Source organism: Janthinobacterium sp. GW821-FHT03C08 (assembly GCF_059420905.1).
In genome coordinates this window covers 207,042-219,516 of the sequence record NZ_JBWKUP010000006.1, presented here as the reverse complement: position 1 = coordinate 219,516, position 12,475 = coordinate 207,042, and the positions used below count along the sequence as shown (strand labels likewise).

Genomic DNA, 12,475 nt, shown 5'->3' with positions numbered 1-12,475 from the left:
AGCTTTTCCATAGAATCAGTCGAACAAGGGCGGCGCACCGCCATCGCCGCCTTCCATCAGCCCGGTCACCATTCCTGGCCCTACCCCAAGGAACCATTCATGTGGAAATCCGTATCCGCGCGCGCCAGCCTGGCGCTCATCGCCGTCATCACCCTTGCGTCTTGCGCCGCGTCCAATGAAACGGCACGGCAGCCAACCTTCTCGAAAGCGCCCGAGCCGCTGAGGAAAACGATTGAACAGATGGACGAAGCCTTGTTCGCTGCCTTCAATGCCTGCGATATCCCCGCATTTACGGCGTACCTGGCGCCGGATGTCGAGTTCTACCACGACGAAGGCGGCCTCATGCTATCGGCCGGTTCCCAGGCCGAAGGCTTGAAGGTGCGCTGCGCCGAGCAGGCGAAAAACGGCGAACTGCGGCGCGAACTGGTCAAGGCAAGCCTGGAGGTGTATCCGATCAAGAATTATGGCGCCGTTGAAATCGGTACGCATAATTTTTACAGGACGCTGCCGGGCAAGCGGGAAAAACTGACCACGGTGGCGAAGTTCATGCATATCTGGCAGCAGGATGGCGGGCAATGGCGGGTGTCGCGCATCGTCAGTTACGCGCATTCCGCAGCCGACTGACGCTGCGTCCAAGGGGCCAGCGGGCCAGCCTGCCCGGCAATGTCCCCGCTACGCCAGCCGGTGCCGGAACGTCGGCTCGATATTGCGCGCATGCAGCCAGCGCACGATGTCTTCCAGCGTGGCGTCCTGCAGCAGCAGGCCAGGCGCGGCGCTGGATGCTGGCGCCGGCAGCGGCACGGCAACGGGCGCGGCGGAGATTGGCTCCGGCGCGGCCCCGGCCAGCCCCGCATGCCCCTGCAATTTCGCCAGCGCCTGCGCGAACTGTGCCGGGTTGATGCTGCGCAAGCTTTCCAGGAAACCCAGCTGGGCCGCCGGCGGCGGCGCCATGTCCAGGCCCGGCTCGTCGACGAAGGCGGCGCCCATGCTGGGGTGGATGAAGGCGGCCCACTTGCCCGACGGCTGCAGGCACGGCGGCAACGCCACCTGCTCCACACAGGCGGGCGGCGGTGCGGCAAGGATGTCGGTCGAGGCCGGCAAGAAGGTCGAGCGCAGCAGCTGCACGAACTGGCGCGCCTGGGCAGCGGGCACGGGCGTGGCCAGCGACAGCCACAGCTGGAATGCCGTGCCCGAGACGCTGACGGCGGGTGCGGGCAAGTCCAGCTCGTGCTGCACGGCATTGGCGATCGTGCACAGCGCGCTCCAGTGCGCCTCGCCGCCCCCCTTGCCGCCGAATTCCAGCACCAGCGCGCGCGCCAGGCCATGCTCGCTCAGCAGCCGCACGGCTACCGTCTGCTCGCCCGCCAGGTGGCGCGCCAGCACGGCCGGCGTCAGCGCCTGCGCGCCGCCGTCCCCATCGACGTATTGCTGCTGTTCTGCGAACAGGTACAGGCGGGTGAGTGCGGAAATCAGTTTGTGCATGGGCGGCTCCGTGATGACGTTGAGCAACACTTGCCAACGTGCCTGGATTATAGCCGCTCTAGCCCGGGGTACTGGCCACACGGGCAGTGCGCCAGGTGCCAAACACCAGCCAGTTGGCAAGGGAGAACAGGCAGGCCGCCACGCCGCCGTACAGCATCACGGCGCCAAAGCCTTGCGCCAGCGCAAACCGTGCCACGCCGGGCGGCAATGGCAAGGCCAGTTCGCCTGCGCCCTTGCCTGCCGACAGACCTTCCGCCACGGCCCGCAACGCTGCCGCATCGATGCCGGCCGGCAGCTGCGGGCGCAGGGCGGACTGGATGGCTGCGACGAGGATAAACCCCATCAGCGCGATATTGATGGACAGGCTGACCATGCGCGCGCTGATGTCGATGCCGGAGGCCATGCCGGCGCGCTCGCCGGGCACGGCGCCTGTCGTCGTGTTGGTGACGGGCGTGTTGGTCAAGCCCAGCCCCGTGCCAGCCAGCAGGCAGCCGGGCAGCATGGTCAGCCAGCTGGCGGCATCCGCGCGGCTGCCCCACAGCATCAGCAGGAAACCCGCGCCGATGGCCAGCAAGCCGGCCGGAATCACCGCATCGGCCCGGTAGCGCAACGCCAGCCGCTCGGCCAGCGGCGGCACGAGCAAGGTGGGCAAGGTGTAGGCCAGCAGGGTCAGTCCCGTGCCCAGGCTGCTGTAGCCGAGGCAGTTTTGCACGTACAGGGGCAGATAGACCATGAAGGGCCAGAAGCTGCAATTCATGCCCGCCGAACCCAGCAAGGCGCCCGAGAAACGGCGGATGCGGAACACGGCAAAATCGATCATCGGGTCAGGCTGGCGCCGCTCGACGAAGGCAAACAGCATCAGGCTGACGAGCGCGGCGGCCAGGCTGGCCAGCGTACGGGGATCGCCGAGACCCAGCGCCGGCCCCTGCGTGAGGCACCATGCCAGGCTGAATACCCCGAGCGACAGGCTGACGATGCCCGCCACGTCCAGCTTGCGCCGCTGCGGATCGCGCGACTCCGTCACGCCCGGCACCGCCAGCAGCAGCGCCAGCAGAGCCAGCGGCCCGTGCACGAGAAAGACCCATTGCCAGTTCGCCAGCGCGACGATGGCCGCGCCGATGATGGGACCGAAGCCCAGGCCGATGCCAAACACGATGCCCCAGGCACCGAACGCCCGGCCCCGCGCCGCGCCCGCCGGGAATTGCTGCGACAGCACGGCCACCTGGCAAATCAGCATGGCGCCGCCGGCCATGCCCTGCAGGCAGCGCGCGACGATCAGCACGCCGGCATCGCCAGCCCAGCCGCACAGCAGCGAGGTCACGCCAAACAGCGCCAGGCTGGCCAGCAGCAGGCGCTTGCGGCCATAGCGGTCGGCCAGGGTGCCCGTGGCCATCAGCACGGTGGTGCAGGCGATCGTGTAGGCATTCATGATCCACTGCAAATCCTGGAAGCGGCCATGCAGCACCGTTTCCAGCGCGGGCAGGATGACGGGGACGCTGGAAATTTCCAGCCCAAACATGAGCGAGGCCAGGCAGACGGCGGCCAGCGTCATGCGGTTTTGTTGCGAAATAGTCAGTTGCATCGAAGCCCAGTCAAAGTCAGCGGTTGAAGGCACCCAAGGAAGAGCGCCAGTACCGCGCCATTCTAGGAGCCAGCCATTCATGAAGGAAATGATAAAATTTTGTACAATTCATTCATTTTCATCATGAATCAGATCGGCACTCCCCCATGGACTTCGACACCGCATTGCTGCGCGCCTTTGTTGCCGTGCAAGAAACGGGCGGCTTCACGCGCGCCGCCGAACGGCTGCACCTGAGCCAGTCCGCCATCAGCCACCAGATCCGGCGCCTGGAAGAACAGGCGGGCACGGCCTTGCTGGTGCGCACCACGCGCCGCCTGGATCTGACGGAAGACGGCGAGGATTTTTTGCGCCATGCGCGGCAGGTGCTGGCGGCCCAGGATGCGCTGGCGCGGCGCTTCCAGCGCTCGTCCATCGACGGCGCCGTGCGTTTTGGCGTGCCGGAAAATTTCATGGGCGCCCGCCTGCCCGCCCTGCTGGCGCAATTCGGCCGCCTGTTTCCCGGCGTGCGCATGGAAGTCACGGTGGGCACCTATCTGGATCTGCAGAACATGGTCGGCGCCGATGCGCTGGACCTGGCCGTCGTCATGTCCCTGTCGCCCGCACAGGATGAAGCGGCCGTGCTGCGCCACACGCGCTTCGTCTGGGCGGCAGCGGAGGATTTCCGCCACGATGGCCAGGCGCCGCTGCCGCTGGCGTTTTCGCCGGCGCCTTGCCTGCACCGGCAAGTGGGCGTGCAAGCCCTCGATGGCGCGGGCATGGACTGGCGCGTGGCGTTCACCTCGCCCAGCCAGCAGGGCTTGCGCGCCGCCGTGCTGGCGGGCCTGGCGCTGACGGCCTTGCCGCAAGGCGACCTGGAAGCGGGCATGCATGTCATCGATGGCCAGCATGGCTTGCCCGCCCTGCCCGAGGCTGCCTTTACCCTGGTCTGGCGCGCCGCCGGCGCCACGGCGGCGGCCAAGGCGTTCGGACAACTGCTGCGCGAATGGTCAGCCGCTGCGCCAGCCTGACACGGCACGCTGCCCTGCCCGGCTGGCGCACAGCACCAGCAGCAAGGCCAGCGCCAGCATGGCGGCCGCAGCGCCCAGGGCGACCGTGACCCGGTGCGCCAGCAGGGCCGCGCCCGCCAGCTGGCGCGCGCCGAAGGCGGAAATGGCCACCAGGCTGGCCAGGCCCAGCGAATTGCCCAGCTGGTGCGCCACGTTGACGATGCCCGCGGCGGCGCCCGCGTCCTGCGCCGGCACGCCCGCCACGCCGGCCGCCGTCAGCGGACTCAGGCTCATGCCCTGCCCCGCGCCGATCAGCAGCATGGGCAAGGCCACGCCCAGCCAGTACGCCGTGCCGCTGTCCACCCGGCTGAGCCATGCCATGCCCAGCAGGGTGGTGCCCAGGCCGCAGGCCAGCAGGCGCGCATTGCCCAAACGGCGGGTCAGGCGCGGCACGCACAGGGCCACGCCGAAATTGAGCAAGGTCATGGGCAGGAAGGCCAGTCCCGTCAGCGATGGCGGATAGTGCAGCACCACCTGCAAAAATTGCGTGGTGAAAAAGAAAAAGCCGATCATGGCGCCGAGAAACAGCAGCCTGGCCCCGTACGCCGCATTGCGCTGGGCATCGGCAAACAGGCGCAGCGGCATGATGGGCTGGGCGGCGCGGCGTTCGATGACGATGAAAGCGGCCAGCAGCAGTACCCCCGCCGCCAGCGTGCCTTGCGTCAGGGCATCGCCCCAGCCGGCGCCGGCCGAGCGGATCAGGCCATACACGAGGGCCGACATGCCCAGGGTGGACGCGGCCGCGCCCGCCACGTCGAAGCGGCCCTGGCTGCGGTCACTTTCCGCAATGAAACGGCGCGCTGCCACCAGCATGGCCGCGCCGATGGGCAGGTTGATGAAGAAGCCCACGCGCCACGACAGCCATTCGGCCAGCACGCCGCCCAGCACCAGCCCCACGCTGGCGGCGATGCCGGCCGTAGCGCTGTACAGGGCGATGGCGCGCGTGCGTTCGCGCGCGTCCGTGAAGGTAGTTTGCAGCAAGGCCAGGGTCGAGGGCGCCAGGATGGCCGCACCGGCGCCCTGGACGGCGCGCGCGGCGATGAGCATGGCGGGCGAGCGCGCCAGGCCGATGGCCAGCGAGGCCAGGGTGAACAGCGCCAGGCCCCACTGCAGCAGGCGGCGCCGTCCGTAGGTGTCGCCCGCGCGCGCGGCCAGCAGCAGCAAGCCGCCGAAGGTCAGGGTGTAGGCGCTTTGCACCCAGGCCAGGCCCGTGTCCGAAAAGCCCAGCTCGGACTGGATCCTGGGCAAGCCCGTCAGCACGATGGATGTGTCGAGCACGATCATCACGTAGCTGGCGAGGATGATGGCGAGGATGGCCGCCTTGTGCGGCGCGGCCCCGGTAGCGGGAAGATTTTTCATGCCGCCACTGTAAGGCGTATGCATTACGGTGAATAGATGCTAAAGTCCGCATGAACTTATTAGCCTCACTAATGAATCAGAAAGGCCGGCGCGCATGGCACAGACCAACTTCAATGACATCCTGGCCTTCGTGGCCGTGGCCCGCGAAGGCAGCTTTACCCGGGCGGCCGCCAAGCTGGGCGTGTCGCAGTCGGCCCTGAGCCAGACCGTGCGCGCGCTGGAACAGCGGCTGGACCTGCGCCTGCTGGTGCGCACCACGCGCAGCGTCTCGCCCACGGAGGCGGGCGAACAGCTGCTGCGCACGGTGGCGCCCCGCTTCGACGAGATCGAGGCGGCCCTGGCCCTGCTCAGCGAACGGCGCGACAAGCCGGCCGGCAACATCCGCATCAGCGCGGGCGAGCATTCCGCCCTCACCGTGCTGCAACCGGCCATCGCCCGCCTGCTGCCCGACTACCCGGACATCCACGTCGAAGTCGTCGTCGACAATGGCATGACGGACATCGTGGCGGCCCGCTGCGACGCGGGCGTGCGCCTGGGCGAGCAGGTGGCCAAGGACATGATCGCCATGCCCGTCGGCCCGGACTTCCGCATGGCCATCGTCGGCTCGCCCGCGTACTTTGCCCGCCACGCGCCGCCCGCCACGCCGCAGGACTTGACGGCGCACAACTGCATCAACATGCGCCTGCCCACTCTGGGCGGCCTGTTCGCGTGGGAATTTGCCAAGGACGGCCATGCGCTGAAGGTGCGGGTCGAGGGGCAATTGATCGTCAACAACATGGCCCTGCGCCTGCACTCTGCCCTCGACGGCCTGGGCCTGGCGTGCATGGCCGAAGATATCGTGCTGCCCTACCTGGCCGATGGCCGCCTCGTGCGCGTGCTGGACGACTGGTGCCCCGCCTATGCGGGCTACCAGCTGTACTATCCCAGCCGGCGCCACCCGTCGCCCGCGTTTACCGTGCTGCTCGACGCCTTGCGCTACCGGGCGCCGGATGCTCGAAGCGGCGCCATTGTTTACCCGGCGTGAACGGTGAATGGCGCGAACGCGCATTTACCGGACGGCGGCGCAGGACTATAGTGACCTCTTTCCCACCTGTTCAAGGACCGCCATGAAACTCTTCTATTCGCCGGGCGCCTGCTCGCTCGCCCCGCACATCATCCTGCGCGAAACGGGCACGCCGTTCACGCTGGTCAAGGTCGACCTGGGCCAGCACCGCACGCCCGAAGGCAGCAATTACTATGAACTCAACCCGAAGGGCCAGGTGCCGCTTCTGGCGCTCGACGACGGGAGCACCTTGAGCGAAGGCCCCGTCATCGCCCAGTACGTGGCCGAACAGGCGGGCCAGCCGGCGCTGCTGCCGCCCGTGGGCAGCCTGGCCCGCTACAAGGTGCTGGAATGGCAAAACTACATCACCTCCGAGCTGCACAAGTCGTACAGCCCCCTGTTCGATCCCCGCTTCGACGCCGCCACCAAGGCCTTGTTCGTGCAGCAGCTGGGCAAGAAATACGCGTGGGTCAACAGCCGCCTGGAAGGCCAGGCCTACCTGACGGGCGACACCTTCACCGTGGCGGACGCCTACCTGTTCGCCGTCACGGGCTGGGCGCCGCGCGTGGGCGTGGACCTGTCCGCGCTGGCCAACGTGCAAGCCTTCCTGGCCAGGGTGGCCCAGCGCGACAGCGTCAAGGCGGCCCTGGCAGCGGAAGGGCTGGGCAAGGACGCCTGACAGCCGTGCCGCGGTGCACGGCTCAGCTCTTTTCCGGCTTGCCGTGCATCACCATGATAGTTTGCTGCATCAGCGCGCACAGGGTTTCCCCGCCATCGCGCACGGCAAACACTTCGGCCTGCGTGACGATCAGCGTGCGCCCCGGGCGCACCACCTTGCCGCGCGCAATCAGTTTCTCGCCATCGGCGGGCGCCAGCAGATTCATCTTGTATTCCACCGTCAGCACGGACGCGCCGTCCGGCACCGCCGTCATGGCCGCGTAGCCGGCGGCCGAGTCGGCGATCATGCCCACCACGCCGCCGTGCACGAAACCGTGCTGCTGCTCGATGCCGCTCCAGTGGGGCACGTGGATTTCCGTGCTGCCGTGCGCCACCACGGGCAGGCTGGCCCGGATCAGGGTCATGGCGTTTTGCAGGTCGAAGCTGGCGCGCACGCGCGCGGCGACCTGCGGGTCGGGAAGGCGGGAATTGCTCATGGGTGATGCTTTCGAGGTGGCAACGCCCTACTGTACCCGCTTGCGCCCGTTCCCGCCATGGGCGGCGCTTGCCTGCCTGCCCGGCAATTGCGGTAGTATCGTCCTATCGGCGCCCGTCCTCCCCCTGCGCCGGCGAAAGGTCCGCCATGGAAGAAGAATATGAAGTGCCCAGCCCCCATGAACACGCGGTGGAAGAGGCGACGGAAAAGGAACACGACGGCCTGACGCAGAAGATCGCCCTGATGACGGCCATCCTCGCCACCATCGGCGCGCTGATCAGCTACCAGAGCGGCAATGCGCAGAACGAAGCCATGTTCCTGAAGAACGAGAGCATCCTGAAGCAGGCGCAGGCCAGCGACCAGTGGGTCCTGTACCAGGCCAAGTCGACGAAAGGCCATATCGCCGAGGCGACGGCGGCGCTGGCCGGCGTGCCCGAGGTGCGGGCCCGCTACCTGGCGGAACAGGCGCGGCAGGAACGGGAAAAGCCGCTGGTGCAGGCGCAGGCGCGCCAGCTGGAAGAACAGTCGCGCAAGCTGGGCGAGGCGTCGGAAGCGAAGCTGCGGCCGCACGAGCGGCTGGCCATGGCCCTGACCTTCATCCAGATCGCCGTGGCGCTGGCCGCCATCACCGTGCTGACGCGGCGCCGCTGGCTGCTGTGGGGTTCCGTGGGCGCGGCGGCGGCCGGCATCGTGGCGGCCGGCAGCGCCTTCCTGCTGTAGACGCCGTCAGGCGGGCGGCACGATCCCCGTCCAGCCCGGCAAATAGCGGGCTTGCTGGCTGCGCGCCAGTTTCATCGCCTGCGCCAGTGCCTTGGGGAAATTCTTTTGCAGGCTGGCCGGCGCGATGCGGCTGCGGAAGAAATCGGCCCACAGGAATTCGCTGAACGGCGTCACGTCCTTGGCATAGCCGCCCGCGCTGCGCAGTTCGCCCGCCAGGCTGCGGTAGGGATCGTCCTGCAAGCCCGCCAGGTGGCGCGGCAAGGCGGAAAAATCGCGGCGCAATCCTTCGCTGTCGTAGGGATGCACCCACTGGTGGTGGTCCATCACATGCCAGAAGTGCCCCATTTCCAGCCAGGACAGGTCCTTCAAGATCATCAGGCTGACGCTTTTCACGCCTTCCTGGTGCAGCGCCAGGCCGAAATGGTGGTGGTCGACGATGTAGTGGCGCCCTTCCGGGCCTATGATGCTGGGAAACCAGTGATCGGCCAGCGCCGCCGCGCGCGCCTTCCTGCCCAGGCTGGCCCAGTGGGCGCGCTTGAGCGCCACCTCGGCCATGCCCACCGTGATCTGCGTGGGCAGCAATTTGTTCAGCCTGGCCTTCACCAGTTGCGGTCTTGCGCGCGTCATGCCCTCTCCTCTTGCGTCCATGCCCGCTGCCAGCGTACCACAGGCGCGCTCACTTTTCCTGCCCTTCGCCATCGAGCAGGCGCACGGCTTCGGCCACGCTCAGTTCGCTCAAGACGAGGCCCGGCGCGCCATCCTGCCGCAGCAACTGGTCGCGCAGGGCCAGGCGCAGGACATCGCAGGCGGGTTCCTTCAGCCGCGCCAGGGCCAGGCGCACGCCTTGCCGGCGCGCAAAGCCGGCAAAATCGCGCAGCGCCTCCACGCTGCTACCGTCGAGGTCGGGCGACTCTTCCAGGCTGAGGACCAGCTTGCCCACCTGGCCGCCATTCGCTTCCAGCATGGCGCGCGCCAGGTGCAGGCTGCGCTCGGCATTGACGAAGAACAAGGGTTCATCGAGGCGCAGAATCAGCATGCCGGGCTGCGCGCGGGCCGCCGGATACAGGGCCAGCTTCACGTAATCGTGGCTGTCGCCCAGGCGCCCGAGGATGGACAGGCTGGGCCGCGACAGGCGGCGCAGCATCAGCAGCAGGCTGATGGCGATGGCCACCAGCAGGCCGTCGAGCACGCCGAACAGCAGCACGCCGGCAATGGCCGCCAGCACCAGCAGGCGGTCGCGGCGCCACGCAAAATACGGCCGCAGGGCCACGGGATTGAGGGTGTGGCTGACGGCATGGATGACGATGGCGGCCAGCACGGGCACGGGGATCAGGGCCACCAGCGGCAGCAGGGTCAGCACGATGGCGCCCACGACGGCGACCGCCACCAGACCCGCCAGGCGCGAGGTGGCGCCGGCCGCCTCGTTGGCGGAGGTGGCGGAATAGCCCGCCCCCACCGGCATGGCCTGGATCAGGCCGGCCACCACGTTGGCCGCGCCCAGCGCCAGCAGGTCGCGCTCGGGCGCCACGGCATCGCCATGCTTCAAGGCAAAACTGCGGATGGCGCCATACGATTCCGCATACAGGATCAGGGCCAGGGCGAAGGCCAGCTCGGCCAGGCGCGTCCATTCCGCCTGCGTCAGGCGCGGCAAGGCGGGCATGGCGAGGGCAAGGTCGATGGCGCCCACCAGGGCCACGCCGTGGCGCGGCAACTCCAGCCATTGCCCGGCGGCGATGCCCAGGGCGATGACGATCAGGCCGGCAGGCCAGCGCTGCCGCCGCCGCAGCAGGAACAGCAGCAACAGCGCCGCCGCGCACAGGGCCGCGCCGCTCCCGTTCCACCGCCCCGCCGCCGCAGCCAGGGCGGGCAGCAGGTGCGGCACGTCGCCGGGCGCCTGCACGCCCAGCACGCCGGGCAGTTGCTTGACGATGATGACGATGGCCAGGCCGAAGGAAAAGCCCCGCAGCACGGGCTTGGCGATGAATTCCGTGATGCTGCCCAGCCTGGCCAGCCAGGCCAGCAGGAAAAACGCGCCCGACAGCAGCACCAGTCCCGCCGTCAGCATCAGCCGGTGGCCAGCCGTGCCGCCCGGCATGGACGCCATGGCGGCGGCCAGCACGGCGGCCGAGGACGAGGTGGCCGAGACGATGGCAAAGCGGCTCGTGCCCAGCATGCCGTAGCACAGCAGGCCGGCGAACAGGGCCAGGATGCCCGCCTGCGGCGCCAGGTTGCCGATGCCGGCATACGCCACCGCTTCGGGCAGCAGCAGGCCGGCGATCGACAGCCCGGCGCTGGCATCCTGCCAGCGGCTGGTGGAAGACATGGATGACACTGGCGCTGCAGGCATGGCGACCTCCCCGGTAGGTGGCATTCGCTCCATGATGGGCCAAAACCGCCGCGCCGACCACATTTGCTTACACTTGAGACAAATATCGTGTGCACGAACGGCCCCGGCAGCGCGTTTCAGCGGTGTGACACCCCTGATCACAGCCCAACCGGAGACTTCCATGAAAACCGCCATCCTGTCCAGCATCCTCCTGATCACCCTTGCCTCGGCCGCCGCCAGCAGCTTTGCCGCGGACACCGCCTGGCAGAAAAACCACCCGCGCCGCGAACAGGTGAACCACCGCCTGGCGCATCAGGATGCGCGCATCCGGAAGGAAGTCAAGGAAGGCGAGATCAGCAAGGGCCAGGCGGCCGCCCTGCACCGCGAAGACCGCAGCATCCGCCGCGAGGAACGCAGCATGGCCAGGCTCGATCACGGCCACATCACGCGGGCCGACCAGCGCGCCCTGAACCAGCAGGAAAACGTGGTCAGCAAGCAGATCGGCAAATAAGGCGGCGGCACCCACCGCCCGCACTTCAGGCGGCAGCTGCCCCGTTCGCCAGTATGGCGCGCCACTGGGCGGGCGTGTAGGCAAAATGCCGCATGCGCCCGGCCCTGGCGATGCCGATGTCATAGCCGACGATGAAGGTGATGACGATGGCATCCTGGCTGGCCGCCTGCGGATAGTTCTGCAGCACGGTTTGCGCGATGCGGCGCGCCAGGGGATCCGGGTCGGCCGGCTCGGCGGCCAGGAAGATATTGATGTCCAGGCGCCGCGTGGGCGCCGGGCTGGCCGTTGTCGAGTAGGTGCCGAGAAATACGCCGGCCCGTTCCACGCCCGGCATGGCCACGAGGGTCTGCTGCAGCGCCTGCAGCGGCGCCAGCCTGGCATCCTGTTCCAGGCGTTGCGACAGCAGCACGGCGGTCACGCACAGCACCAGCAGCGCCACGGCGCCGACAAGGGCGTGGCCGCGCCACAGGGGGCCGGACGGCAAGTCCGCCTTGCCCGGGCCGCCCTTCACCACCACGGCGCCGACGGCCAGGTCGTGCAGCGATTGCCGCGCCGGCCGGTTGAACAGCAGCAGGTAAACGATGCCAAACAACAAGGCACCGCACAGCAGGGACACGCCGGTCGCCAGCCAGGCCAGCCCGGGTCCCGCGTCGGCCGTGGCGCCATAGAGAAAATACGGCAGGCAAAAAATACCGGTACGCAAGAAAGCAGCGGGCAAGGACAGCAGCTCGCCGCCGCGCGTGACGACGCGCAGGCCGAGTACGCGCATGCCCGGCGACCGGCCGCCGCCCATCGCGCTTTGCGTGCAGCCCAGGTAGAGCACGGCAATGGCAAAGCCCGGCAGGCGGCCCCACGCTCCCATGGCGGCGAATGGCGCGAACAGCAGCGCGCCGGCGGCCATGCCGACCAGGCCCAGGATCAGCATGTCGATGAGGAAGGCGGCCGCGCGGCGCCACACGGGGGCGATGACGGCGGCCCCGTCCGCCGGCGCAGGCCTTGCCTCGGCGGGCGCGGCGGCCAGCGCGGCCAGGCGCGCCTCCACTTGCCGCAGCCGCTCGGGAAAGCGCGTGCCGTCGATGCGCAGCAAGACCTGTTTCAGCTGCGTGGCCGTGTAATGGCTGTAATCGGGCGCGTCCATACAATTTCCACAAGAAAAATAGATATTTTACCTGCAATGTTTCATTTTGGAAATTTCATATCCGACCCGCCCCGCAGGCCGTCGCGCCAGTCTTGCCGCGCAACATCTCCCGTCGC

Annotated in this window: 13 protein-coding genes; 6 read left to right on the top strand and 7 right to left on the bottom strand. The window is 68.4% G+C overall.

The annotated features are described in order from the left end of the window. Window positions 1-99 precede the first annotated feature (99 nt). A complete protein-coding gene (locus AC07VL_RS10440) occupies window positions 100-624 on the top strand; it encodes a nuclear transport factor 2 family protein (RefSeq protein WP_494805764.1) in 525 nt (174 codons plus the stop codon). Window positions 625-672: 48 nt separating this feature from the next. Here the strand turns inward: AC07VL_RS10440 and AC07VL_RS10435 are convergent, their stop codons facing one another. Beyond that, window positions 673-1,482 (bottom strand): TOTE conflict system archaeo-eukaryotic primase domain-containing protein, encoded by an 810-nt coding sequence (locus AC07VL_RS10435; protein WP_494805763.1) that lies wholly within the window; start codon window positions 1,480-1,482, stop codon window positions 673-675. A gap of 58 nt (window positions 1,483-1,540) precedes the next feature. Then, window positions 1,541-3,064, bottom strand: coding sequence for an MFS transporter (locus AC07VL_RS10430; protein WP_494805762.1), 1,524 nt, complete (start codon window positions 3,062-3,064; stop codon window positions 1,541-1,543). A 146-nt stretch (window positions 3,065-3,210) separates the two neighbouring features. Between AC07VL_RS10430 and AC07VL_RS10425 the strand changes: the two genes are divergently transcribed. Next, complete coding sequence (locus AC07VL_RS10425; RefSeq protein ID WP_494805761.1) at window positions 3,211-4,071, top strand: LysR substrate-binding domain-containing protein; 861 nt, start codon at window positions 3,211-3,213, stop codon at window positions 4,069-4,071. Here AC07VL_RS10425 and AC07VL_RS10420 read toward each other — a convergent pair. Continuing rightward, window positions 4,051-5,469 (bottom strand): MFS transporter, encoded by a 1,419-nt coding sequence (locus tag AC07VL_RS10420; RefSeq protein ID WP_494805760.1) that lies wholly within the window; start codon window positions 5,467-5,469, stop codon window positions 4,051-4,053. The genes AC07VL_RS10425 and AC07VL_RS10420 overlap by 21 nt on opposite strands. 94 nt (window positions 5,470-5,563) lie before the next feature. Between AC07VL_RS10420 and AC07VL_RS10415 the strand changes: the two genes are divergently transcribed. Both AC07VL_RS10415 and gstA read left to right on the top strand, forming a co-directional pair. Further along, window positions 5,564-6,493 (top strand): LysR family transcriptional regulator, encoded by a 930-nt coding sequence (locus AC07VL_RS10415; protein WP_494805759.1) that lies wholly within the window; start codon window positions 5,564-5,566, stop codon window positions 6,491-6,493. 82 nt (window positions 6,494-6,575) lie between these two features. Next, window positions 6,576-7,190 carry a glutathione transferase GstA gene (gene gstA, locus AC07VL_RS10410; RefSeq protein ID WP_494805758.1) on the top strand — a complete coding sequence of 205 codons (615 nt, stop codon included), beginning with the start codon at window positions 6,576-6,578 and terminating at the stop codon, window positions 7,188-7,190. A gap of 22 nt (window positions 7,191-7,212) precedes the next feature. On the opposite strand, the gene AC07VL_RS10405 is transcribed toward gstA, so the two are convergent. Next, window positions 7,213-7,665, bottom strand: a complete 453-nt coding sequence (locus tag AC07VL_RS10405) for a PaaI family thioesterase (RefSeq protein WP_494805757.1) — start codon at window positions 7,663-7,665, stop codon at window positions 7,213-7,215. Window positions 7,666-7,811: 146 nt separating this feature from the next. Here AC07VL_RS10405 and AC07VL_RS10400 point away from each other — a divergent pair, with 146 nt between their 5' ends. Next, on the top strand, window positions 7,812-8,384 hold the full coding sequence (locus AC07VL_RS10400; RefSeq protein WP_494805756.1) for a DUF4337 domain-containing protein: 573 nt from the start codon (window positions 7,812-7,814) through the stop codon (window positions 8,382-8,384). 6 nt (window positions 8,385-8,390) lie between these two features. On the opposite strand, the gene AC07VL_RS10395 is transcribed toward AC07VL_RS10400, so the two are convergent. Both AC07VL_RS10395 and AC07VL_RS10390 read right to left on the bottom strand, forming a co-directional pair. After that, entirely contained in the window at window positions 8,391-9,011 is a 621-nt protein-coding gene (locus AC07VL_RS10395; RefSeq protein WP_494805755.1) for a ParB-like protein, read from the bottom strand. A 49-nt stretch (window positions 9,012-9,060) separates the two neighbouring features. Further along, window positions 9,061-10,707, bottom strand: coding sequence for a SulP family inorganic anion transporter (locus tag AC07VL_RS10390; RefSeq protein ID WP_494805754.1), 1,647 nt, complete (start codon window positions 10,705-10,707; stop codon window positions 9,061-9,063). 184 nt (window positions 10,708-10,891) lie between these two features. On the opposite strand from AC07VL_RS10390, the gene AC07VL_RS10385 reads away from it, so the two are divergent. Beyond that, window positions 10,892-11,221 (top strand): hypothetical protein, encoded by a 330-nt coding sequence (locus tag AC07VL_RS10385; protein WP_494805753.1) that lies wholly within the window; start codon window positions 10,892-10,894, stop codon window positions 11,219-11,221. Between the two features lie 25 nt (window positions 11,222-11,246). Here the strand turns inward: AC07VL_RS10385 and AC07VL_RS10380 are convergent, their stop codons facing one another. Next, window positions 11,247-12,359 (bottom strand): RDD family protein, encoded by a 1,113-nt coding sequence (locus tag AC07VL_RS10380; RefSeq protein ID WP_494805752.1) that lies wholly within the window; start codon window positions 12,357-12,359, stop codon window positions 11,247-11,249. Window positions 12,360-12,475 lie beyond the last annotated feature (116 nt).